The organism is Actinacidiphila sp. DG2A-62 (assembly GCF_035825295.1).
Classification (GTDB): domain Bacteria; phylum Actinomycetota; class Actinomycetes; order Streptomycetales; family Streptomycetaceae; genus Actinacidiphila.
The window spans coordinates 5677244-5700317 of record NZ_JAYMGI010000002.1 but is presented as its reverse complement, the minus strand read 5'-3'; the positions used below and the strand labels follow the sequence as shown (position 1 = coordinate 5700317).

Below are 23074 nucleotides of genomic sequence, written 5' to 3'. Positions count from 1 at the left end.
GATAAGCAGGGGTCGTGAACATCAGAGACCTCTACCGCGCCGCTGACCGGCGCTACGACTCGATGGAGTACCGCAGGACCGGACGCAGCGGGCTGAAGCTGCCGGCCGTCTCCCTCGGCCTGTGGCACAACTTCGGCGACGACCGCACGCTCGACTCCCAGCGGGCGATCCTGCGCCGGGCCTTCGACCTGGGCGTCACGCACTTCGACCTCGCCAACAACTACGGCCCGCCGTACGGCGCGGCAGAGGCGAACTTCGGCACGCTCTTCGCGCAGGACTTCCGCCCCTACCGCGACGAGCTGGTGATCTCGACCAAAGCCGGCTACGACATGTGGCCCGGCCCGTACGGCGAGTGGGGCTCGCGCAAGTACCTGCTGGCCTCGCTCGACCAGTCGCTGGCCCGGATGGGCCTGGACTACGTCGACATCTTCTACTCGCACCGGTTCGACCCGGACACCCCGCTGGAGGAGACGATGGGCGCCCTGGCGTCCGCGGTCCGGCAGGGCAAGGCGCTGTACGTCGGCATCTCCTCCTACGGGCCCGAGCGGACCCGGGAGGCGGCCCGGCTGCTGCGCGAGATGGGCGTCCCCGCGCTGATCCACCAGCCGTCGTACTCGATGATCAACCGGTGGATCGAGGACGAGGGGCTCCTCGACGTGCTGGAGGAGGAGGGCATGGGCTGCATCGGCTTCGTGCCGCTCGCGCAGGGGCTGCTCACCGACCGCTATCTGAACGGGGTGCCCGAGGGGTCGCGCGCGGCGCAGGGCAAGTCGCTGGACCCGGCGCTGATCAACGACGAGACGGTGGGCCGGCTGCGCGCGCTCAACGAGGTCGCGGCCGGGCGCGGGCAGTCCCTCGCGCAGCTCGCGCTGTCCTGGGTGCTGCGGGACCAGCGCGTCACGTCCGCGCTGATCGGCGCGTCCTCGGTGGCGCAGCTGGAGGCCAACGTCGCGGCGGTGGGCGCGGCGCCGCTCACCGCGGAGGAGCTGGCAGAGATCGACCGCCACGCCGTCGAGCCGGAGGGCGTCAACCTCTGGTCGGTGAGCTCCGAGGCGTAGGGCTTCCGGCCCGGCGGCCCCGCGACGTCGCCGTCGGCGCCGGGCGTCGCGCCCCCGCCTGCCGGGGGTGCGCCGGCTCGGCGCCGGGCGCTGCCCGACGGGGCGGGGAGCTGCCCGACAGTGCGGGGAGCTGCTCCTCCACCGGGCAGCGCCCCCGCGTCAGGGGGCGACGAGGAGGGCGCCGAGGCAGCCCAGGAGCATGAAGGGGCCGAAGGGGATGGGGGTGCGGCGGGTCGCGCGGCGCGCGAGGAGGAGGCCGAGCCCGGCCAGCGCGCCGAGGAGGAATCCCGCGAACGTGCCGAGGAAGACCGCCGGCCAGCCGTACCAGCCGAGCGCCAGCCCGAGCGTCGGCGCGAGCTTGACGTCCCCGAAGCCCATCCCCGCCGGGTTGGCGAAGAACAGCAGGAAGTAGACCGCCCCCAGCGCCCCCGCGGCGATCAGCGCCCGGGTCCACGACCCGTCGTGCCGCGGCAACAGCGCCGCCCCGCCCAGCAGCAGCGCCGTGCCCGCCGCGGCCGGCAGCGTCAGCACGTCCGGCAGCCGGAAGACCATCAGGTCCACGCGGGCCAGCACCAGGCCGACCGGCACGAGCAGCAGCCACACCGCCAGCTCGGGCCGCGTGCCGACCGCGTCCGCGAGCGCCGCGCACGCCAGCGCGCACGCGGCGGCGGCCCACGGCCCGAGCCCGTACCGCCCCCCGGCTCCGACCGCGCGGCCCCCGGTGGAACCGCCGGAGGAACCCCCGGCCGCACCCGCGGGAGCCGTCTCCGGTGCGACCGTCTCCGCGCCGGCCGCATCCGCCCTGACCGCGTCCCCGGCGACCACGGCCTCCGCCGCGACCTCCGCGTCGGCCTCCGCGTCGGCCTCCGCGTCGGCCTCCGCGTCGGCCTCCGCGCAGACGGCGCAGCGGGCCGGGCCGAGCCAGCCGCGGACGGGGTGGCCGGCGGGGCACGCCGCGGCCCAGGGCTGCTCGGGGTCGACCGCGAGGCGGTAGGCCGCGCGCGGCAGCAGGAGCCCGCTGAGGATTCCCCAGACGGCGGCCCCGGCGATCAGATAGACATGCACCGGGCGACCGTACAGGAGGGGCGTTGCGGCGACGGTGGCAGGACGGAGAGGCGACGCTGCGCGCGCCCGCGGCCTCGGTGCCGCTGCGCATCGCCGCGTCGTACCGGGCGCGGACCCGGGGGCTGCTGGGCGCGGAGGGCCTCGCGGGCGCGCTGCTGCTCACCCCGGCGTCGAGCGTGCACACCGTGCGGATGCGGTTCGCGATCGACGTCGCCTACCTCGACCGGCGGCTGCGGGTGCTGGCCGTCCGTACGATGCCGCCCGGCCGGATCGGCCGCCCCCGGCTGCGGGCGCGGCACGTCCTGGAGGCGGAGGCCGGCACGCTGGCGGCGTGGGGCGTGGTCCCCGGCGCCCGGCTCGACGTGTCGCCCGCCGCCGGGGGCGACCCTTCCTAGGGGGTTCCGCCGCGTGGGAACTCGATGCTGTTCACGATCTCCGCGAGCAGGGTGCGATCGTGGGTCGCGGCGCGGGCGGTCCAGGCGCGCAGGGTCAGCGGCGTGCCGCCGGGCGCCTCGACGCGGACCTCGACGTGGTCGGCCGGGCGGCCGTCGGGGGCGGGCCGGGCGAAGTAGGCGACGCGGGCCGGGCGGCCGTCGAGGGTGAGCGTCTGTCGCCGCGCCCCGGCGGGTACGGGCGGCGAGCCGGCGGCACCGGAGGCGACTCCGGGGGCTGACCCGGCTGCCCGGGGGGCTGCCGCGGCAGAACCGGCGGGACCGGCGGGACCGGCAGAACCCGCGAGGCCCGCGGCAGAAGGGGTCGCGGTCGTCGCCGTCAGGCTCAGCCCCGCGTCGGCGCGGCCACCGGGGCCGCGCAGCAGCGCGCCGTCCGCGGTCGCGCGCCAGGTCTTGGGGAGGGCCACGGCGACCGGGCCGTGCCGCTGGTAGCGCCAGCCGTCGGGCGCGCCCTGCCCGACCGAGCAGCCCGCCGCGGCGGCGGTCAGCACAAGCACCGCCGCGCCACGCACGCCGGCCCGCGGGCCGATCCGCACCCCGCCGCGTGCCCCTGGTCCACGCCCCGCTTTGTCGTACTCCGCCCGCTTCTGCGCCATGCGGGCAATCTACGACGCCGCGGCGGCCGTCCGGGCATAAGAAACGGGCCGGTTCGCAGGGGGGAGAGCGAACCGGCCCGAGGGGGGAGTTACACCGTACCGCGTCCGGGGGCGGACTCAGGCACTTATGCACCAGGTGGCGTGAAGGTGATCTCGACCCGGCGGTTCTGCTCCCGCCCGGATTCGGAGGAATTGTCGGCAATCGGATAGTCCTCGCCGTAGCCGCGTACCTGGAACGTGTGCGAGGGATCACCCAGCGCGGTCAGCTGCATTGCCAGGACTTTGTACACCGCCTGGGCCCTGGCCTTGGACAGGACGTCGCCGTGCTCGCTGCTGCCCAGGTCGTCGGTGAACCCGAAGACACGGATGGGTGACGTGACGTGACGCGTGTTGATGTCCTTGGCGATCGCCTGGATGCGGGAGGTCGCGGTGGGCGAGAGCGTCGCGCTGTCCTTGGGGAAGAGCACCTCGGACTGAAGGGCGTAGGTGACCGTGCTGTTCGACGTCTCCTGCCGCTGCTCCGGCTTGCCCGCGGAGACCGTGCTCTGGTCGGTGACCGAGACGATGTCCAGCACCTTGGGCGGGGCGAGGGTGGCGCCCGCGGAGAGCCTCAGCCCCGGCGAGGCGGTGTCGATCGGCACCGGCGCGGTGGGCGCGGGCTCGCCCGCGGACGGCGGCGGGTTGTCGTCCGCGACAGCCGGCACGGCGCCCGCCGCGATCACCAGCACCACGGCCCCCACGGCCACGGCCCCGCGCGCCGCCGCCCGGCCCCGCCGCGCCTGCGGGGGCGCGGGCTTGGGAGTGGGCGCGGGAACGGGCGTGGGCGTGGGCGGCGTCTCGCCTCGACGGCTCGTCCTGCTTCGACGGCTCACCGGGTCACCCCTCCCCATCGGACAGCGTGATCTTCGCGGGCGGCATGGTGGGCAGTTCGAAGTCCACCTGGGTGGTGTCCGCGGGCGGCGCGGGGAACTGGGCGAAGAAGGGCCGCGTCTCCTTCGGCTTGATGCCGACGAGCCCCATCGTGCACAGACACCGGCCGTCGGTGTCGCGCAGCACGTAGTACCGCTTCTTGCCGGCTTCGTCGACGAGCACCGCGCCGGCCACCGAGGGTCCGGAGCGGGCCAGGGCGGTCTCCTGACCCATCCAGTTCACCGCGTTGAACGGCGAGGTGCCGTTGTTGGCGATCGAGCCCTGGACGGTGACGAAGCCGTCCTGGTCGCGTACCGCCGAGTTGATGGTGACCATGACGTCGTCCTCCCCCTTGAGCTGGGCGAGCACCTGGGTGGGCGTGACCGACGGGGACGCGGTGTCCGCCGTGCCGCCGCCCGCCTGCCGGCCGGCCGTGGCGGAGGGCGGCTTCGGGTCGTCCTTCGAGCCTCCTCCCCCGCCGCCCCCGCAGCCGGTGACGGCCAGGGCGACCGCCGCCGTGAGCGCCAGGCCCGCCGCCGCCCTCCTTCCACGTGGCGTCAGCGCCGCCGCCGGCATGCGCGCCGCCTGCGGCGCCGGTGCCGGCCGCGCTGCCGGTGTCGTCCCTGCCGTCCGCGCCATCCGTGCCGTCCCCATGTCTCCCCGATCTCCCCGATGCGTGCCCGCCGCCGCGGCCCTCGCCGGTGCCGCGGCGCTCCCCGCTCCTACGGTCGTCACTGGCCCCACGGCCCCACGGCTCCACGGCTCCACGGTCTCACCGGCTCAGGTGGACGGAGTAGAAAGCGGACAGGTCCAGCGTGAAGCCCGGCGCGGTGGGGTCCACCGCCAACGGGCCGCCGTCGCAGGAGAAGTCGATGGTGTGCCCGCTCACCTGCCCCACGCCGCACCGCGGTTCGATCACCGCGGTGGCCGTGGCGCGGGCGTGGATGTCCTCCGTGCCCTTCACCACGCTCTTGCCCACCGACGGTGTCCGCACCACCTCGACGGTGAACCCGGGCGGGTCCTGCACCGGTTGGCAGCTCCCGGGGACCACCGTCGCGTGGTTCTGCTCGGCGTAGTCGGCGGCGGCCGCGCACGGGTCGCCGAGCCCCGCGGGGTCCAGCAGCAGGTCGTGCAGCGCGGTGTCGTCGCCGGACAGCAGCGCGGCCAGGAACGCGTCGTGCGCGGCGTCGCGCTCGGCGCGGGCCGCGGCCAGCGCGGCCGCGTCCGCCGCGGTCTGCGCGCCGCTGCGCGCGTCGGCTGCCTGGCCGACCGCGAAGTAGGCGAACGCCAGGAAGAACAGCGCCGCCATCGCGACGATGTAGATCCCGATGGTCTGGCCGCGGTCGCGCCGGCCGGGCGGCGGGATCAGCCGGAACCGGCGATCGCGGTGATCTTGTCCAGGATCGCGGTGAGGATCGCGCTGCCGATACTGGTCGTGCCCGCCAGCACACCGATGATCACCACGATCACCACGGCGATGCCGAGATATTCCAGCGACGTCTGCCCCGCGTCCCGGTGGCGTGGCGCCACGGCCGCGAGGAGCCGAAGTCCCCACCTTTTCATCACTGTCAGCCCCATCCCTGGTTGCCCTTGTGTCAGCATGACGGTTGATCACGATCTGTGGCACCCCCGTCACGGAATCAACTCCCCCTCCGTGACCGCGTTCACGCCTGCCGCGGTGCGGCGGTCGGTCCGGGGGGCGCGGCCGGGGTGCCGGCGGGATCGGCGGGGGCATCAGCTGCCGCCGAAGAGGTCGTGGAAGTGGATCTGGCTGCCGATCACCGTGCCGGCGATGAGCAGGATCATGGTCGCCGGGACCAGCACCACCGTGACCACGAGGGTGGCCCGCGGGACCATCCGGGCGGCCCGGCGGCGGGCGTTCTGCGCCTCGGTACGGCGCATGTCCGCGGCGATCTGCAGCAGCGTGCGGGCGATCGGCGCGCCCAGTTCCTCGCCCTGCTGGAGCGCGGTGACGAACTGCCCCACCTGTTCGCTGCGGTTGCGTCGGCGCAGCTGGTCGAAGGCGTCGCGGCGGCTGACGCCGACGTCGAGCTGGCGCAGCGCGATCCGGATCTCGTCCGACCAGGGGCCCTGGTACACGGAGTTGACGCGTTCCAGCGCCTGCCGGAAGCCGAGGCCGGCGCTGACCACGACCGCGAGCACGTCGAGGAAGTCCGGCAGGGTCCGCTCGATGTCGTCGCGGCGGCGCCGGACCGCCAGCCAGATGCCCAGGTCCGCCCACCACCAGGCGTAGGCCAGCAGCAGCAGTGCGAGCAGCCACTGGGCGCGGCTGATCAGCAGCAGCGCGGCGATCCCGCCGAGGAAGCCGTAGACCGCGCGGCGCGCGGCGTAGCGCTCGACGGTCAGGCCGTACGGGTGGCCGGCGTGCTCGATCCTGGACCGCGTCCTCGCCACCCGGGCCGGGCCCATCAGCCGCATCACCGCGGGCGACCAGCGCATGCCGAGGCGGTCGATCGCGTTGCCGGTGCGGGTGGTCCGGGTGCTGCCGACCTCCAGCGCGAGTTGCAGGTCCTCGGGGAGTTTGACCTCCGCCCGCATCATGGCGACCGCGTAGACCACGCCGACCACGCACAGCGCGAGGCCCAGCGCCAGGCCGATCCCGAGCAGCGTCACCGCGGCCCCCTCCCCCGGCTCCCGAACGTCCCCCGGCTCCCAAGCGTCACGGCGGCCCTCATACGTCGATCCGGGACATGCGGCGGATGAGCGCGAACCCCACCACGTACAGGCCCAGCGAGATCAGCACGCAGATGCGGCCGACGGTGGAGCCGGTCATCGCGCTCACCGCGCCCGGCATGATGCGGTCGATGAGCAGCAGCGAGCCGAGGCCCATCACCGGCACGGCGTAGGCGGTGACGGTGATCTGCGACATCTGGGTGCGCACCTCGCGGCGGGTCTCCTTGCGCTCCTCCAGGGTGACGGTGAGGTTGCGCAGCGACTCCACGACCGAGCCGCCGGCCCGGCTGGAGAGCACCAGGGTGGAGACCAGGACGATCAACTCCCGGCTGGGCAGGCGCTGCTGGAGTTCGCCGAGGGCGTCCTCGACGGAGTGGCCGAGCGCCATCGCGTCGGCGACCTGCTTCAACTCCTCGCCCGCCGGGGCGTCCAGCTCGTCGGCGGCCAGCGCGACGGCGGTGCGCAGCGCCAGGCCGGCCTGGGTGGCGTTGGCCAGCACCCGGGCCAGGTCGGGGAGTTGGGCGATGAAGCGCTCGTTGCGGACCTTGCGCCGCCACTCCAGGTACGAGTAGCCGGTCCACGCGGCGATCAGTGCGGCGATGGGTCCGAAAAACGGCGCGAGCACCAGCGCGGCGACCAGCCAGGCGGCGGCCACCAGTCCGGCCACGGCGGCGGTGAACTGGCCGGGGGTGAGGGTGGTGCCGGTCGCGGCGAGCCGTCCGGCCAGCCGGCGACCCCAGGCGTAGCGGCGCACCCGGCGGTCCAGGGCGGCGAACGGCGCCTGGCTGCCGCGCCCGTCGCCGCCTTCGCCGCCGGCCAGCCGCTCGACCAGCGCCGCCCGGTCGGCCTTGCCGCCGCTCCAGGCGTGCAGGCCCCACACCCCGAGCACCAGCGCGACGGCACTGAGCAGCAGCACCAGCAGCGGGTACGGTCCGGAGGCGAACGCGGGTGCGGCCAGCGGGACCCGGCCGCGGCCCGGCGTCGGCCAGCCGAGTATGCCGCCGAGTTGGTGTGCCGGTGGCGCCGAGGCGGCGTGCGGCGCGCTCACTTCGCCTCCCTGCTGTCGAGTTCCAGCTCGCTCGCGCCGACGCCGAACGCGGCGGGCACGTGCTCGCCGGCCAGGTAGAGGCGTTCGCCGATGTCGCGGGGCACCGGCCGGTGCTCGTACCAGCCGCGGACGATCCGGTCGACGCCGAGCGGCTCGGCGCGGAAGGTGGTCGCGGAGGTGAGCCGGAAGACGTCGCGGCCGCGCGAGGAGAGCACGGCGATCTCCTGGATCCTGCGGGTGCCGTCGATGTGGCGGTGCAGCTGGACGATCACGTCCACCGCGGAGTTGATCTGGTCGCGCAGCGCCTCGAAGGGGATCTTGACCTCGCTCATCGAGGCGAGCGTCTGCAGCCGGAGCACCGCGTCCTCCGCGGAGTTGGCGTGCACGGTGGCCAGCGAGCCGTCGTGTCCGGTGGACATCGCCTGGAGCATGTCGAGGGTCTCGCCGCCGCGGACCTCGCCGACGATGATCCGGTCGGGGCGCATCCGCAGCGAGTTGCGGACCAGGTCGCGGATGGTGATCCGGCCCTCGCCCTCGACGTTCGGCGGGCGGGACTCCAGCCGGATCACGTGCTCCTGCTGGAGCTGGAGTTCGGCGGCGTCCTCGACGGTGATGATCCGCTCGCCGTCGGGGATCAGCCCGGACAGCGCGTTGAGCAGGGTGGTCTTGCCCGAGCCGGTGCCGCCGCTGACGATGATGTTGCAGCGGGCCCGGACGAACGAGGCGAGCAGCATCAGCATGTGCTCGTCCAGCGTGCCGAGTCCGATCAGCTCCTGGAGGGTGTAGGCGCGGGGGAAGCGGCGGATGGTCAGCGTGGGGCCGGTCAGCGACAGCGGCGGGATGATCACGTTGACCCGCTCGCCGGACGGCAGCCGGGCGTCGACCATCGGATTGGACTCGTCCACGCGGCGGTTGACGGTGGAGACGATGCGCTCGATGGTCTGCAGCAGCTGCTCCGCGGAGGAGAAGCGGGCGGCGACCGGCTCGACCCGGCCGCCGCGTTCGACGTAGATCCGGTCGGGGCCGTTGACCATGATCTCGGTGATCGACGGGTCTTCGAGGAGGGGTTCGAGGATGCCGAGGCCGAGCGCCTCGTCGACCACCCGGCGGATCAGCGCGCCGCGTTCGGCGGTGGACAGCACCGGGCCCTCGCGGCTGATGATGTGGCCGAGGACGCGTTCGAGGCGGGCGCGGCGCTCGGCGGGCGACAGCGCGGACATCTCCGCGAGGTCGATCTCCTGGAGCAGCTTGGCCCGGTAGACGGCCACCAGGTGGCCTTCCTGGGTCTGCGGGGTCGCTTCCTCGGTGGCGAGGCGGGCGCGGAGACTCACGGCGTCGTGTCCTCCTTCGGCATCGTGGCGGAGCGCTCGATCGGTCCGAAGATCGAGATTCCCGGGAGGACGGAGGGCACGTCGACCCGGGCGGTGGCCTTGACGGAGGCGGTGGCGTCGCCGCTGCCGAGGGTGATGGCGGGGTCGACCCATCCGCTGACGGCGTCCCGCCCGGCCTGGGCGGGGTCGGCGTGCGGGTCCGGCTCGGAGGCGGTACGGGCGGCGGTGCGGGCCGCGGTGCGGGCCTGTTCCGCGCAGTAGGCGGCGAGGCCCAGTTGGATCGCCGCGAGGGCGATCAGGAGGAGGAAGGGGAGCATGCCGAGGTACTCCAACGACGCGACGCCGCGCTGCGACCTCCGGTCGAGGTGACGGCGGCGGCTGCGGTCCTGCCCCCTCGCGGGCGTCGCCGACTGCTGCGCCGCCGTGGCCGGTCGCGCGCACGCCGCGGCAGCCGCGTATTCGGCACGGCCCCGCGCCCCTGAGTGCCCCTTGCGGGGCGTTGCCGACTGAGGGGGCCTCATGGGCGGGTCGATTCGTCGGGGGTGCGGGTGTGGGCGTGGGCGGTGAAGGGGAAGTCGATGCCTCCGGGGAAGAGGACGGGGACCCTGAGACCGAGGGTGACGTCGACGGAGTGGTCGGCGGTGCGGGTGACCGTGGGGCCGGTCATGTCCCAGGCGCCGGGGACGTCGCTGCGGGCCGCGGCCCCCGCGTCGGCGCCAACCGCCGCGGCGCGGGCCGCCTTGTCCGCGGCGTTGCCCGCGAGGGTGAAGGTGTAGCCGGCCAGCACCGCCTGCCAGACCAGGATGAGCGTGATCAGGATGATCGGCGTCATGCCGAGCGCCTCCAGGGTGACCTGGCCCCGGTCGCGGTCCGCGCGGCGCTGCTTCCTGCCGCGCGGCGCCGGCGCGGACTCGCCCTGGACGATGCCGAGTTCGACGGCCAGCGCGTGGATGCCGGCCCGTACCGTGGAGCGCGCGTCGAGGTCCTGGAGCTGGCCGGCGTCGATGACGGCCTGCAGTTCGCGGTAGGCGGCCGGCACGGCCGCCGCGGCCATCCGCGTGCCGGTGATGCGGGCGATCAGCGAGGGCTGGATCTCGCCGGCCCGGCTGTGCCGGTTGACCGCGAGCGTGGTGTCCTGCGGCTTGCGGATCTGCAGCCGGTCCCACATCCGCACCATCCGCTTGGCCGCGCGGACCGCGATGACGTCGGGCGTGGTGACCAGCACCGCGGTGTCGGCGGTCTCGACGGCCACCGCGTTGGCGCTGGTGACCTGGGTGCCGCAGTCGACCACCACCACGTCGTAGCGCTGCCGGAGCGCGGTCAGCACCAGGCGGGCGGTGCGGTCGGTGACCTCCTCGCCGCGTTCGCCGTCCGCGGGGGCCAGCAGCAGCGCGGGGCCGGCCTCGTGGACGTACATCGCGTCGCCGAGCACCCGGGAGGAGACCTCCGCGATGTCGGCGAGGTCGGCGACCGAGCGGCGGAACTGCACGTCCAGGTAGGAGGCGACGTCGCCGCTCTGCAGGTCCAGGTCGACCAGTGCGGTGGAGCGGCCCGAGGCGTGCGCGGCGAGCGCGAGGTGCACGGCGGTGACGGTGGCGCCGACGCCGCCCTTGGCGCCGGCCACCGCGATCAGCGTGCCGCCGGCCGTCGCGGGCAGCGCCGAGGCGCCGCCGCGGCCGGGGCCCAGGTGTCGCCGCACGCCGGCCGCCCAGGTCGCCGCGGCCTCCACCCGGACGCCCAACTCGTCGTAGGACAGCGGGAGTCCGATGACGCCGCGGGCGCCGGAGTTCATCGCGGCGGCGAGCATCATCGGGCTGCCGTCGGCGGTGAGCAGCACCACGCCGGTGGAGGGGTAGCGCAGCGAGATCTCCCGGACCAGGTCCAGGGCCGGCATCGGGCCTATCCCGTCGTGCACGACGACGACTTCGGGCAGTTCGTCCAGGCCGGTCTCGGCGGCGCCGGCCAGCGCGTCGAGCAGCGCGGCGGAGTCCGGCAGCGCGGTTCCCGGTTCCACGCCGGGGAGTTGGCCGAGCAGTCCGGTCAGCGCCCGCGCGGTGTCGGGGTCGGCGGTGCCGGCGAGGATGCGTACGGTCACGCTCTCCACCCCCTTGCGGTGCGGTCCTGGCGAGCGGCGCCGGCTCCGGTCCCGCGGCTCATCGCGCGCTCCCGGAGGCCGTGTCGCCCGCCAGGGTGTACGTGCGGTCGCCGCTCGGCGGCGGCGCGGTGTCGCCGGGGGCGACCAGCGCGAGCCTGACGTGCCGGGCGAACGACTCGGCGTAGGCGACGCGTTGGGCGTCGGCGGCGTCGAGCGCGAAGGTGATCGGGACGCCCTGGTCGGACAGCCGCTGGGCGTCCTGGTTCTTGTCGAACGCCTTGATCTCGCCGACGTCGATGACCTGGGCGCCGGAGACGATGATCTTCGAGACGTCCGGGTCGCTGTCGCGCTTGCCGGCGAAGGTGGCGAAGATGTTGACCCGGGCGCCGGGGGTGATCTTGCCGGCCACGCCGGTCTCGGCGTCGATCATGATGGCGATCTCCATCTGACCCGGCTTGAGTTCGGGCCGCGCGGCGACCATGTCGGACTGCAGCAGCGAGCCCTTCTTCAGCGGCACCGCGGCGATCTTGCCCTGGAACTGGCCGGTGTCGCGGATCGCGGTGTCGGGCAGCCAGCGCTCGGGGACCGATATCCGGTGCACCTTGCCGGCGGTCAGCGCGGTGTACGCGGGGACGTCCGCGCTGAGTTCGTACGCGGTGACCTTCGGTCCGACCTGCGAGCGCGCGTCGGAGACGACGGCGATCACCCCGGCCAGGGCCGCCGCCGCGCAGAGCACGGAGACCACCAGGAGGACGACACCACGGCGCTGACGTGAGTTCATGTGCGGGCGGACCTATCGCTTGTGGGGTTCGAGTTGGGGACGGCGCGGGGTCTCCACCGCCCGCTGCGACGGCGCGGCGGCGTGCTTGGCGGGCGCGCTGCGCGTGGTCAGCCGGGTGGCGCAGAACAGGCACTGGTCGCCGATGACTTCGAGCCCGCACCAGGTGCAGGTGTCGCGCCGTACCGAGGTGACGAGTTGGTAGAGCATGCCCACGTCGGCGATGTAGGCGGTGAACTCGACCAGCCGCGACGTCCCCCACCACCGCGCGGAGTCGGCGGGCAGCGGCACCTCGCGCAGGTGCGCGGTGCGCCAGGCGGCGGCCAGCGGGCCGGTGATCCAGGCCGGGTCGAGCGCGGTGCCGGCCACCGCGAGCTGCGTCTGGTAGCCGGGGCCCGGCGGCACCTGGTCGGCCTCGGCCGGGCCGAGGTACGGCTCGGGGTGCGCCAGGACCGCGAAGTGCCGTCCGGGCACGAGGGACTTCACGTGCGTGCGCAGACCCACCGGCACCCGGTCGAGCTTGGCCACCGAGCCGAGCAGCGCGCCGGAGTGCAGGTAGTGGGCGAGCAGCCGGGCGGCGCCGGCCAGCACGCCGGGGCCCAGGTCGGTGCCGGACAGCTGGCGCAGCTGCTCGCCGAGCAGGGTGCGGGCCAGCGGCGGCAGGGACAGCGGGACGATCGCGATCCGGTCGGCCTCCAGCGCGGAGCGCACGGTGTGCATGCGGCGGCGGGCCGGCTCGGCCGGGTCGTCGGCGGCGAGCGCCACCAGGTGGCCGTGCGCGTCCAGGGCGGCGGCGGTCCGCACCACCTGGTCCTCCAGGGGCAGCGCGAGGTCGTCCGCGGTGACCGTGATGACACTGGGCATCGGTGGACCTCCCCTTCCCCTCCCCGCCCGGCTCCCGCCGGGTCCGGGTCCCTTCCCGGCGCGACCTGGCGATTCGCGGGCGCCAGCTTATCGATGTGTAGCGATCTGGGTGCGCAAAGTCGCGGATCGCGATCCGTGAACGACAGGTGCGCGCGGGTGTCCGGCAGATGTCCACCAGAGGTCTTGACAACCCGATTGGTCTGGACCAGCTTTCTTCCTTACGGACCCCTCTCGTGTTCATGTCATATCCGCATCCCGCCACCCCCCAACTCCTTGCCCCCAGGAGGCAGTCGTGGAACGTGCATCGCGCGCGAATCAATCGCGCCAGACCAGGCGCAGAAGGACGGTGATGCGCCGGACCGTCGCCGGGCTGAGCGCGGCGGCCGTGATCGGAGGCGGTGTCGCCCTGGTGAACTCCGGTTCCGCGGGCGCCGCGACCACCAACCTGGTGGCCAACTCCGGCTTCGAGACCGGGCTGTCGAACTGGACCTGCTCGGCCGGCTCCGGCACCACCGTCTCCAGCCCGGTGCACTCCGGCAGCAGCGCGCTGAAGGCGACGCCGAGCAGCAGCGACAACGCCCAGTGCACCCAGACCGTCAGCGTGCAGCCCAACTCGCAGTACACGCTGAGCGCTTACGTGCAGGGTTCCTACGTCTACCTCGGCGCGACCGGCACCGGCGGCACCGACCCGTCCACCTGGACGCCCAACGCCTCCTCCTACAGCCAGCTCAGCGTCACCTTCACCACCGGCGCGAACACCACCTCGGTGACCCTCTACACGCACGGCTGGTACGCCCAGCCCGCGTACTACGCCGACGACGTGACGCTGAGCGGCCCCGGCGGCAGCGGCACCACGCCGCCCACGACGCCGCCGACCACACCGCCCACGACCCCGCCCACGACGCCGCCGACCACGCCCCCGACGAACCCGCCGGCCACCGGGCTGCCGAAGCACATCGTCACCGGCTACTGGCAGAACTTCAACAACGGCGCCACCGTGCAGACCATCGCGCAGGTGCAGAACCAGTACGACATCATCGCGGTGGCCTTCGCCGACGCGACGACGACGCCCGGCGCGGTGTCCTTCACCCTCGACCCGTCGCTGAACTACAGCGTGGCGCAGTTCAAGGCGGACATCGCGGCCAAGAAGGCGGCCGGCAAGAAGGTGGTCATCTCGGTCGGCGGCCAGAACGGCACGATCTCGGTGCGCGACTCGACCGCGGCCACCAACTTCGCCAACAGCGTGTACTCGCTGATGCAGACCTACGGGTTCGACGGGGTCGACATCGACCTGGAGAACGGCATCGACTCCACCTACATGCCGCAGGCGCTGCGCGCGCTGAGCGCCAAGGCCGGCTCGGGCTGATCATCACGATGGCGCCGCAGACGATCGACATGCTGAGCGCGGGCAGCGACTACCTGGCCACCGCGCTGAAGATCAAGGACATCCTGACGATCGTCAACACGCAGTACTACAACAGCGGTTCGATGAACGGCTGCGACGGCGGCGTGTACAGCCAGGGCTCGGTGGACTTCATCACCACGCTGGCCTGCACCGCGATCCAGGCGGGCCTGTCGCCCTCGCAGGTCGGCGTCGGCACCCCGGCGTCCACCAGCGCCGCCTCCTCCGGCTACGTCAGCCCGAGCGTCGTGAACAACGCGCTGGACTGCCTGGCCAAGGGCACCGGCTGCGGCAGCTGGCACCCCAGCACCACCTGGCCGGGCATCGGCGGCGCGATGACCTGGTCGACCAACTGGGACGCGTCGGCGGGCAACACCTGGTCCAACGCCGTCGGCCCGCACGTCCACGCGATGTCGTGACCTCCGGCTGATCCGCGGTCCGCGGAGCACCGACCACCGGGCCCGGGCAGGGGGACGCTCTCCCCTGCCCGGGCCCGGACCACGTGTCCGGGCGCGCCGACCTGGTCAGGCCGCGTGTGCCGGGCGCGCGGACCTGGTCAGGCCGCGTGTGCCGGGGCCGATCGCGTGTGCCGGGCCTGGTCGCCCGCTCCGCGCCTCAGCCCAGGACGGCCAGCGCGTCGATCTCCACCAGCAGACCGGCCGGCAGGCCGACGTACACCGTGGTCCTGGCCGCGGGCGCCTCGCGCAGGTCGGCGAAGTAGTCGTTCCAGATCGCGTTGAACTCGGCGAAGTGGCCGGTGTCGGTGAGGTAGACGCGGATCATCACCGCGTCCTCCCAGCTGCCGCCGCCGGCCTCCAGCACCGCCGCGACGTTCGCCAGCGCCTGCAGCGTCTGCTCGCGCAGCGTCGGCCCGGCGGGCGTCGGCGGCTTGCCGTCCTCGGCCGGCAGGAAGCCGACCTGCCCGGCCACCTGGAGGATGTTGCCCTTGCGGACGCCGTGCGAGAACGTCGCCGGCGGCACGGTGTGCGTGTCCGGCGTGACCGCGGTCTTCGGCAGCAGGGGGAGCTGGCTCGGGTTGTACTCGGGCAGGTCGCTCATGCGGGCGGTTCCTCGGATTCGGTGACGGGATCGGGATCGGGATCGGTGTCGGGGCTGGGAGCGGTGTCGGGTTCGGTGACGGCGTCTGGATCGGGGCCTGGACGGGTATCGGACGCCGGCCCTGGTACGGGTACGGGAATGGGCGTGCGGCCGGACAGTTCGGCTCCGGCCGCCTCCGCCGCGCGCAGCACCAGCGGGCGCAGCCGGAGCAGCTCCGCGGCGGACACCACGACGGCGGGCGCCGAGACGGACAGCGCCGCGCAGACCCGGCCGTCGGGGCCGCGCAGGGGCGCGCCCACGCAGTTGATGGACTCCTCGTGGCCGCCGAGGTCGGCGGCCCAGCCCTGCTCGCGTACCCGGGCCAGCTCGGCGAGAAACGCCGCGGCGTCCGGGGTCGACCGGGAGGTGTAGCGCGGGTACTCCAGGCGCTCGGCGACCGCGCGGCGCTCCGGCTCCGGCAGGTCGGCGAGCAGCACCTTGGCCACGGCGGCGACGGTGATGGCCACCGGGCGGCCGATCCGGGAGTACATGCGGACGGGGTAGCGGCTCTCCACCTTGTCGATGTAGACCACGTCGCCCTGCTCGTACACCGCCAGATGGACGGTGTGGCCGGTGCGTTCGTTCAGCGCCAGCAGGTGCGGGTGGGCGATCCCGCGGACGTCGAGCGACTCGACGGCCTGCTGGGCGAGGCCGAACAGCCGCGCGCCCAGCCGGTAGCGCTGGTCCTGCTGGCGGTAGACCAGGCCGTGCTCGTGGAGGGTGCGCAGCAGCCGCAGCGCGGTGGACTTGTGCACCCCCAGGCGGGTGGCGACCTGTTCCAGCCCGGCCGGCCCCTCGGCCAGCAGCGGCAGGATGCGCAGCGCCCGGTCCAGCGTCTGGCTCATGACTCCGCCCAGCCCGGGGCGAGCCGCAGCGCGGACCAGTCCGCGTCGTCCAGCGCGGCCAGCGCGTCCAGCCGGGGGCGCGGCGGCGGAGCGGCGTGGTCGGCGTGGACGGTCAGCGCGGCGGCGGCGAACAGGCAGCCGTGCCGCAGCCGCAGCGCCGGCGGCAGACCGCGCAGCGTCGCGGACAGGAAGCCGGCCGCGAAGGCGTCGCCGGCGCCGACGTGGGCCGCCACCTCGACCCGGGGCGCGGCCTGCTCGACGCGGCCCTCGGGCGTGAAGGCGACCGCGCCGGCCGCGCCGCGCTTGACCACCAGCACCGCGGGCTCGGGCAGCGCCGCGCGCACCGCGTCGGCGTCCGGCAGCCCCCACGCGGCCTGTGCCTCGTCCTCGCCGACGAACACCAGGTCGCAGCCGCGCGCGAGGTCCGCCAGCACCCGGGGGTCGGCGTCCCGCCACAGCGCCGGGCGGTGGTTGACGTCGAAGGAGACCAGCGGGCGGCCGGGCTCGCGGTGGGTCAACCGGGTCATCAGCGCCCGGCAGCCCGCGGAGAGCGCGGCGGTGATGCCGGTCAGGTGCAGCACCCGCCCCGACCACGCGACGTCCCGGCGCACCAGCGCCGGCGAGAGCGCCGAGGCGGCGGAGCCCTTGCGGTAGTACGCGACCTCCGGCCGCGGGTCGGGCGCGACGGCGCCGCCGCGGGCGGCGGGCCCATGAGGTGCTTCGAGGCCGTGGGACACGCCGGCCGGGAGCGCCGCCGCGCGGGCGCCGGCGCTGCGGTCGCCGGAGGCGCGGTCGGCGGCCGCGCGGTCGCCTGCGGTGCGATCGCCTGCGGCGCGGTCGCCGGCCGTGCGGTCGCCCGCGGTGCGGAAGTACACGCCGGTGGGCCGGCGCGGGTCGCGCTGCACGGCGGTGACGTCGACGCCCGCCGCGGCGATCTCGGCCAGCAGGTGGTCGCCGAAGCCGTCCGCGCCGACCCGGCTGATCCACCGGGCGGTGTGGCCGGCGCGGGCGAGCATGCAGGCGACGTTGGACTCCGCGCCGCCGATGCCGCGGTGGAAGGAGGGCACCGCGGCCAGCGGACCGGGCGCCGAGGGCGCGAACGCGACCATGGACTCGCCGAGCGCCACCACGTCCACCAGCCGCACGCCCCGCCCCTTCCGCTCCGCTTCCGTCCAGCCCTCCCAGCGCCCGGCCCCGCGCGCGCCGGACCCACGGCCTCGACCGCGCCGGACGCCCGCCGCAGCTCGTCGTAGCGCCGGACCCACGGAGCCGACCGCCGCCGGACCGTCAGGCCCCCGCCGGCCGACCGCCGTTGACCACGCGCCCCGCCGGATGTTAGACAGCTCGCATCAGCATACGCAATGACCGTTGCACAGTGCGCAACGGTGCAGGCGGGAGGCGTGATGGGGATCGACGCGCGGGTGGCCGAACTGGGCCGGGAGGTGGTGGACCACCGCTTCAAGGGGCTGCCGCCGGACGCCGACGGGCTGACCGTCGACGAGCTGACGGCGCAGCGCCGCGACCTGTTCGCCGGCGGCTTCACCACGCCGCTGCTGACGCTGTCCGCCGCCGCCCTCAACCACAACCTCGACGTGCTGGAGCGCTACACCGCCGCGCACGGCCTGGCCTTCGCGCCGCACGGCAAGACCTCGATGGCGCCGCGGCTGTTCGCCGACCAGCTCGCCCGGGGCGCGTGGGGCATCACCGTCGCGGTGCCCCACCAGGTGCGGGTCGCGCACGCGTTCGGCGTCCCGCGGGTGTTCATGGCCAACGAGGTGGTCGACGCCGCGGCGCTGCGCCGGTTCGGCGAGCTGCTGGACGCCGACCCGGCCTTCGAGCTGATCGTCTACGTCGACTCGGTGCGCGGCGTGGAGCTGATGGACGCGGCGCTGCGCGACGCGGGCGCCCGGCGGCGTCTTGACGTGGTGGTCGAGCTGGGCGCGGGCCCGGGCGCGCGCACCGGGGCGCGGGACGCGGCGGCGTGCGCGGAGGTCGCCGAGGCGGTGGGCCGTGCCGGCACGCTGCGGCTGGTGGGCGTAGCCGGTTACGAGGCGGAGGTGCCGGGCGCGGACCCGGCCGACCCGGAGCCGGTGCTGGCCTACCTGCGGCGGCTGGTGGCGCTGGCCGAGGAGCTGGACGCGGCCGGGCGGTTCGCCGAGGCGGAGGCGGTGGTGGTCAGCGCGGGCGGCTCGGCGTGGTTCGACGCGGTCGCCGAGGTCTTCGCGGAGCTGCCGCGGCTGTCCCGTCCGGTGCTGAAGCTGCTGCGCTCGGGGGCGTACATCTCGCACGACGACGACCACTACCAGCGGGTGACGCCGTTCAACCGGGTGCCGTCCGAGGGCGCGCTGGAGCCGGCCTTCCGGCTGTGGGCGCAGGTGGTGTCGCGGCCGGAGCCCGGGCAGGCGTTCCTCAACGCGGGCAAGCGGGACACGCCCTACGACCTGGGACTGCCGCGCCCGGTGGCGGTGCGCTCGGCGCGGGACGGCTCGGTGCGCGCCCCGGCCGAGGAGGTGGCGGTGGTCAAGCTGTCGGACCAGCACGCCTGGCTGTCGCTGCCGCCGGACGAGCCGCTGGAGGTCGGCGACTGGGTGGCGCTGGCGCTGTCCCACCCGTGCACGACGTTCGAGAAGTGGCCGCTGATCCCGGTGGTCGGCGAGGACGGCGCGGTCGGCGCGTACGTGCGGACGTTCTTCTGACGTACGGATGTCCGTACGCCAGAAGAACCCGCGTCCAGCCGGACCGGTCGCCTACGCGTGGCTGTAGGCGACCAGCGAGATGCCCACGTAATGGACGATGAACGCGGCCAGCGTGAAGGAGTGGAAGACCTCGTGGAAGCCGAACCAGCGCGGTGACGGGTTCGGCTTCTTGAAGCCGTAGATGGCGGCGCCCGCGCTGTACAGGACGCCGCCGACGATCACGCAGACCATCACGGCGACGCCGCCGGTGCGCAGGAAGTCCGGCAGGAAGAAGATCGCGACCCAGCCCAGGGCGATGTAGCAGGGGGTGTAGAGCCAGCGCGGCGCGCCGACCCAGAAGACCCGGAAGGCGATGCCGGCCAGTGCTCCGGCCCACACCAGCCACAGCAGCAGCTCCGAGGTGGCGCCGGGCAGCAGCAGGATGGTCAGCGGCGTGTAGGTGCCGGCGATGATCAGGAAGATGTTCGCATGGTCAAGTCGTCGCAAAATTCCTGAGCCGCGCGGACCCCAGTTGCCCCGGTGGTAGAGCGCGCTGACGCCGAACAGCGCGCAGGCCGTGAGAGTGAAGATCGCGCAGGCGATCCGGCCCCGGGGGCTCTGCGCGAACGCCGTCAGCGTCACGCCGGAGATCAGCACGGCCGGGAACATTCCGGCGTGCAACCACCCTCTGAGCTTGGGTTTTACCAGTTTGGGAACATCGGCGAGCTTCTCTGCAGGAGACACCCCGGAAGTCTCTTCCACGTCGCTCATGGCGTCAATCTTACCTACGCCACCGTAAGTTACCTGTAAGTAGGAACGGGGCCGCCCGAGTGGTGATGGTCACCCGGGGCGCCCTGGACAGAATCATTTGAAGGCCCCCACACTCATATGAGTGCGGTCGGCACCGGATGAGCACTCCACGAACGCGTCCGGGCCGCAGCCCCCACGGGGCCGAACCAACCCTCAATGTGCACGCCGGTCTGTGCGGACCCGGCGGGACGGAGCGATCGTGGCGCGCGGCGACACCCTCAAGACGGCACCCACCGAACACCGGGAACTGATCGACTGGGTCGGCGGCATCGCCGCCCTCACCCAGCCCGACGAGATCGTCTGGTGCGACGGCTCGGAGCAGGAGTACCACCGGCTGGCGGAGCTGCTGGTCGAGAACGGGACCTTCACCCGCCTCGACCCGGCGCTGCGGCCCGACTCCTACTACGCGGCCTCCGACCCCACCGACGTGGCGCGGGTCGAGGACCGGACCTTCATCTGCTCCGAGCGGGAGGAGGACGCCGGGCCGACCAACCACTGGATGGCGCCGACGCAGATGCGGGAGATCTTCACCGGCGACCCCGCCGGCCGCCTCGACGCCCCCTCCGGCGGCCTGTTCCGCAGCTCGATGCGGGGCAGGACGATGTACGTGGTGCCGTTCTGCATGGGCCCGCTGGGCTCTCCGCTGTCGGCGCTCGGCGTGGAGATCACCGACTCCGCCTACGTCGCGGTGTCGATGCGCACCATGACCCGGATGGGCCGCGCGGTGCTGGACGAGCTGGGCACGGACGGCTCCTTCGTCAAGGCCGTGCACTCGGTCGGCGCGCCGCTGGAGCCCGGGCAGGCGGACGTGCCGTGGCCGTGCAACGCCACCAAGTACATCTCGCACTTCCCCGAGACCCGGGAGATCTGGTCCTACGGCTCCGGCTACGGCGGCAACGCGCTGCTGGGCAAGAAGTGCTACGCGCTGCGCATCGCCTCGGTGATGGCCCGCGACGAGGGCTGGCTGGCCGAGCACATGCTGGTGCTCAAGCTGACCCCGCCGGACGGCCCGAGCAAGTACGTCGCCGCCGCCTTCCCCTCGGCCTGCGGCAAGACCAACCTCGCCATGCTGGAGCCGACGGTGCCCGGCTGGACCGTGGAGACCATCGGCGACGACATCGCCTGGATGCGGTTCGGCGAGGACGGCCGGCTCTACGCGATCAACCCCGAGGCCGGCTTCTTCGGCGTCGCCCCCGGCACCGGCGAGCACACCAACGCCAACGCCATGAAGACCCTGTGGGGCAACGCGATCTTCACCAACGTCGCGCTCACCGACGACCGGGACGTGTGGTGGGAGGGCATGACCGAGCAGCCGCCCGCGCACCTGACCGACTGGAAGGGCGACGACTGGACGCCGGAGTCCGGCACCCCCGCCGCGCACCCCAACGCGCGCTTCACCGTGCCGGCCGCGCAGTGCCCGACCATCGCGCCGGAGTGGGAGGACCCGCGCGGTGTGCCGATCTCGGCGATCCTGTTCGGCGGCCGGCGCGCCTCCGCGGTGCCGCTGGTCACCGAGTCCTTCGACTGGCAGCACGGCGTCTTCCTCGGCGCCAACGTGGCCAGCGAGAAGACCGCCGCCGCCGAGGGCAGGGTCGGCGAGCTGCGCCGCGACCCGTTCGCCATGCTGCCGTTCTGCGGCTACAACATGGGCGACTACTTCGGCCACTGGATCGGCCTGGGCAAGCGGCACGACCCGGCGAAGCTGCCGAAGATCTACTACGTCAACTGGTTCCGCAAGGACGCCGACGGCCGCTTCGTGTGGCCCGGCTTCGGCGAGAACAGCCGGGTGCTGAAGTGGATCGTGGAGCGCCTGAACGGCGAGGCGGAGGGCGTCAAGACGCCGATCGGCATCGTGCCCGCGCCCGGCGCGCTGGACACCGACGGCCTCGGGCTGTCCCGCGCCGACCTCCAGCTGCTGCTCGGCGTCGACCCCGAGGTCTGGCGCGAGGAGGCCGCGCTGATCCCGGCCCACCTGGAGACCTTCGGCGACCACACCCCGCCCGAGCTGTGGTCGGAGTACCGCGCCCTGGTCGAACGCCTGGGCTGAGGACTCCGCTCGCGCGGCGCGGCCTCCCGCGCCGCGCGGGCGTTCAGTGCTGGCTGTAGCCGTCCAGGAAGCGTCCGATGCGGCCGACCGCGTCCGCGAGGTCCTCCGCGCGCGGCAGCGTGACGATGCGGAAGTGGTCCGGCTCGGTCCAGTTGAAGCCGGTGCCGTGCACGATCATGATCTTCTCGGCCCGCAGCAGGTCCAGGACCATCTGCCGGTCGTCCTTGATCTTGTAGACCTGCGGGTCCAGCCGGGGGAAGGCGTACAACGCGCCGCGCGGCTTCACGCACGTCACCCCGGGGATGTCCAGCAGCGCGCGGTACGTGGCGTCGCGCTGCGCGAGCAGCCGGCCGCCCGGCAGCACCAGGGAGTTGATCGACTGGTAGCCGCCCAGCGCGGTGGCGATGGCGTGCTGCGCCGGCATGTTCGCGCACAGCCGCATGTTCGCCAGGATGGTCAGGCCCTCGATGTAGCTGGCCGCGTGCGCCTTGGGCCCGGCCACCGCCATCCAGCCGCTGCGGTAACCGGCCACCCGGTAGGCCTTCGACAGGCCGTTGAAGGTCAGCGTCAGCAGGTCGGGGGCGATCGCCGCGGTCGGGGTGTGCGTCGCGTCGTCGTAGAGGATCTTGTCGTAGATCTCGTCCGAGCACACGATCAGCCGGTGCCGGCGGGCGATGTCGGCCAGGCCCCGCAGCATCTCGTCGTCGTAGACCGCGCCGGTCGGGTTGTTCGGGTTGATGATCACCAGCGCCTTGGTGCGGTCGGTGACCTTGCGCTCGATGTCGTCCAGGTCGGGCATCCAGTCCGACTGCTCGTCGCAGCGGTAGTGCACCGCGGTGCCGCCGGCCAGCGAGACCGAGGCGGTCCACAGCGGGTAGTCGGGCGCCGGGACCAGCACCTCGTCGCCGTCGTCGAGCAGCGCCTGCATCGACATCTGGATCAGCTCCGAGACGCCGTTGCCCAGGTAGACGTCCTCGACGCCGAGCGGCACGCCCTTGGTCTGGTAGTGCTGCACCACCGCGCGGCGGGCGGAGAGCAGGCCCTTGGCGTCGCCGTAGCCGTGCGCGTCCTTCAGCGAGCGCAGCATGTCCTCGAGGATCTCCGGCGGGCACTCGAAGCCGAATATCGCCGGGTTCCCGGTGTTCAGCTTCAGCACGCTGTGGCCGGCCGCCTCCAGCCGCATGGCCTCCTCAAGCACCGGACCGCGGATCTCGTAGCAGACGTTCGCGAGTTTCGTTGACTGGATGACCTGCATGCCGGTCACCTTACGGGCAGGTTTCACGCCTCGCGCGGTGTTTTCCGCCACG

Annotated in this window: 22 protein-coding genes and 1 pseudogene; 5 read left to right on the top strand and 18 right to left on the bottom strand. The window is 73.7% G+C overall.

Annotation, left to right across the window (positions count from 1 at the left end; genetic code table 11):
* The first annotated feature begins 14 nt into the window (after positions 1–14).
* Positions 15–1058, top strand: a complete 1044-nt coding sequence (gene mgrA, locus VSR01_RS25650; protein ID WP_326451473.1) for an L-glyceraldehyde 3-phosphate reductase — start codon at positions 15–17, stop codon at positions 1056–1058.
* A 159-nt stretch (positions 1059–1217) separates the two neighbouring features.
* Here mgrA and VSR01_RS25645 read toward each other — a convergent pair whose 3' ends face one another.
* Entirely contained in the window at positions 1218–2123 is a 906-nt protein-coding gene (locus VSR01_RS25645) for a prepilin peptidase (protein WP_326451472.1), read from the bottom strand.
* Between the two features lie 23 nt (positions 2124–2146).
* Here VSR01_RS25645 and VSR01_RS25640 point away from each other — a divergent pair, with 23 nt between their 5' ends.
* The gene (locus tag VSR01_RS25640) at positions 2147–2518 is read left to right on the top strand and encodes a DUF192 domain-containing protein (RefSeq protein WP_326451471.1); all 372 of its coding nucleotides are present in this window, start codon (positions 2147–2149) and stop codon (positions 2516–2518) included.
* Here VSR01_RS25640 and VSR01_RS25635 read toward each other — a convergent pair.
* The 12 genes from VSR01_RS25635 to VSR01_RS25580 all read right to left on the bottom strand — a co-directional run bounded on the left by VSR01_RS25635 (position 2515) and on the right by VSR01_RS25580 (position 12890).
* Positions 2515–3171 (bottom strand): hypothetical protein, encoded by a 657-nt coding sequence (locus tag VSR01_RS25635; RefSeq protein ID WP_326451470.1) that lies wholly within the window; start codon positions 3169–3171, stop codon positions 2515–2517. The genes VSR01_RS25640 and VSR01_RS25635 overlap by 4 nt on opposite strands.
* A 125-nt stretch (positions 3172–3296) precedes the next feature.
* Positions 3297–3917, bottom strand: coding sequence for an OmpA family protein (locus tag VSR01_RS25630; RefSeq protein WP_326451469.1), 621 nt, complete (start codon positions 3915–3917; stop codon positions 3297–3299).
* A gap of 130 nt (positions 3918–4047) precedes the next feature.
* Complete coding sequence (locus VSR01_RS25625; protein ID WP_326451468.1) at positions 4048–4656, bottom strand: hypothetical protein; 609 nt, start codon at positions 4654–4656, stop codon at positions 4048–4050.
* A gap of 196 nt (positions 4657–4852) precedes the next feature.
* Entirely contained in the window at positions 4853–5410 is a 558-nt protein-coding gene (locus tag VSR01_RS25620) for a pilus assembly protein TadG-related protein (protein WP_326453814.1), read from the bottom strand.
* Positions 5411–5445: 35 nt separating this feature from the next.
* A complete protein-coding gene (locus VSR01_RS25615; protein ID WP_326453813.1) occupies positions 5446–5610 on the bottom strand; it encodes a hypothetical protein in 165 nt (54 codons plus the stop codon).
* 204 nt (positions 5611–5814) lie between these two features.
* A complete protein-coding gene (locus tag VSR01_RS25610; protein WP_326453812.1) occupies positions 5815–6708 on the bottom strand; it encodes a DUF5936 domain-containing protein in 894 nt (297 codons plus the stop codon).
* A gap of 64 nt (positions 6709–6772) precedes the next feature.
* Positions 6773–7732 (bottom strand): type II secretion system F family protein, encoded by a 960-nt coding sequence (locus tag VSR01_RS25605; protein ID WP_442785705.1) that lies wholly within the window; start codon positions 7730–7732, stop codon positions 6773–6775.
* An 86-nt stretch (positions 7733–7818) separates the two neighbouring features.
* The gene (locus VSR01_RS25600) at positions 7819–9153 is read right to left on the bottom strand and encodes a CpaF family protein (protein WP_326451467.1); all 1335 of its coding nucleotides are present in this window, start codon (positions 9151–9153) and stop codon (positions 7819–7821) included.
* Complete coding sequence (locus VSR01_RS25595; protein ID WP_431056119.1) at positions 9150–9470, bottom strand: TadE/TadG family type IV pilus assembly protein; 321 nt, start codon at positions 9468–9470, stop codon at positions 9150–9152. The genes VSR01_RS25600 and VSR01_RS25595 overlap by 4 nt, the downstream gene beginning before the upstream one ends.
* Before the next feature lie 200 nt (positions 9471–9670).
* Positions 9671–11248 carry an AAA family ATPase gene (locus VSR01_RS25590; protein ID WP_326451465.1) on the bottom strand — a complete coding sequence of 526 codons (1578 nt, stop codon included), beginning with the start codon at positions 11246–11248 and terminating at the stop codon, positions 9671–9673.
* A gap of 58 nt (positions 11249–11306) precedes the next feature.
* Positions 11307–12029 (bottom strand): Flp pilus assembly protein CpaB, encoded by a 723-nt coding sequence (gene cpaB / locus VSR01_RS25585; RefSeq protein WP_326451464.1) that lies wholly within the window; start codon positions 12027–12029, stop codon positions 11307–11309.
* A gap of 12 nt (positions 12030–12041) precedes the next feature.
* A complete protein-coding gene (locus tag VSR01_RS25580; protein ID WP_326451463.1) occupies positions 12042–12890 on the bottom strand; it encodes a hypothetical protein in 849 nt (282 codons plus the stop codon).
* 349 nt (positions 12891–13239) lie between these two features.
* Here VSR01_RS25580 and VSR01_RS25575 point away from each other — a divergent pair.
* Positions 13240–14711, top strand: a pseudogene (locus VSR01_RS25575) (glycosyl hydrolase family 18 protein).
* Between the two features lie 196 nt (positions 14712–14907).
* Here the strand turns inward: VSR01_RS25575 and VSR01_RS25570 are convergent.
* The 3 genes from VSR01_RS25570 to VSR01_RS25560 are packed head-to-tail and all read right to left on the bottom strand — an operon-like array spanning position 14908 to position 17344.
* The gene (locus VSR01_RS25570) at positions 14908–15312 is read right to left on the bottom strand and encodes a RidA family protein (RefSeq protein ID WP_326453810.1); all 405 of its coding nucleotides are present in this window, start codon (positions 15310–15312) and stop codon (positions 14908–14910) included.
* A 35-nt stretch (positions 15313–15347) separates the two neighbouring features.
* Positions 15348–16235: an IclR family transcriptional regulator gene (locus tag VSR01_RS25565; RefSeq protein ID WP_326451462.1), complete on the bottom strand. Its 888-nt coding sequence runs from the start codon at positions 16233–16235 to the stop codon at positions 15348–15350.
* Positions 16232–17344 (bottom strand): sugar kinase, encoded by a 1113-nt coding sequence (locus tag VSR01_RS25560; protein ID WP_326453809.1) that lies wholly within the window; start codon positions 17342–17344, stop codon positions 16232–16234. Before VSR01_RS25560 ends, VSR01_RS25565 begins: the two co-directional genes overlap by 4 nt.
* 294 nt (positions 17345–17638) lie before the next feature.
* Between VSR01_RS25560 and VSR01_RS25555 the strand changes: the two genes are divergently transcribed.
* On the top strand, positions 17639–18931 hold the full coding sequence (locus tag VSR01_RS25555; protein ID WP_326451461.1) for an amino acid deaminase: 1293 nt from the start codon (positions 17639–17641) through the stop codon (positions 18929–18931).
* Positions 18932–18982: 51 nt separating this feature from the next.
* On the opposite strand, the gene trhA is transcribed toward VSR01_RS25555, so the two are convergent.
* Positions 18983–19681: a PAQR family membrane homeostasis protein TrhA gene (gene trhA / locus VSR01_RS25550; protein WP_326451460.1), complete on the bottom strand. Its 699-nt coding sequence runs from the start codon at positions 19679–19681 to the stop codon at positions 18983–18985.
* Between the two features lie 238 nt (positions 19682–19919).
* On the opposite strand from trhA, the gene VSR01_RS25545 reads away from it, so the two are divergent.
* Entirely contained in the window at positions 19920–21767 is a 1848-nt protein-coding gene (locus tag VSR01_RS25545; protein ID WP_326451459.1) for a phosphoenolpyruvate carboxykinase (GTP), read from the top strand.
* Between the two features lie 43 nt (positions 21768–21810).
* Here the strand turns inward: VSR01_RS25545 and VSR01_RS25540 are convergent, their stop codons facing one another.
* A complete protein-coding gene (locus VSR01_RS25540; RefSeq protein ID WP_326451458.1) occupies positions 21811–23022 on the bottom strand; it encodes a pyridoxal phosphate-dependent aminotransferase in 1212 nt (403 codons plus the stop codon).
* Positions 23023–23074: the final 52 nt, after the last annotated feature.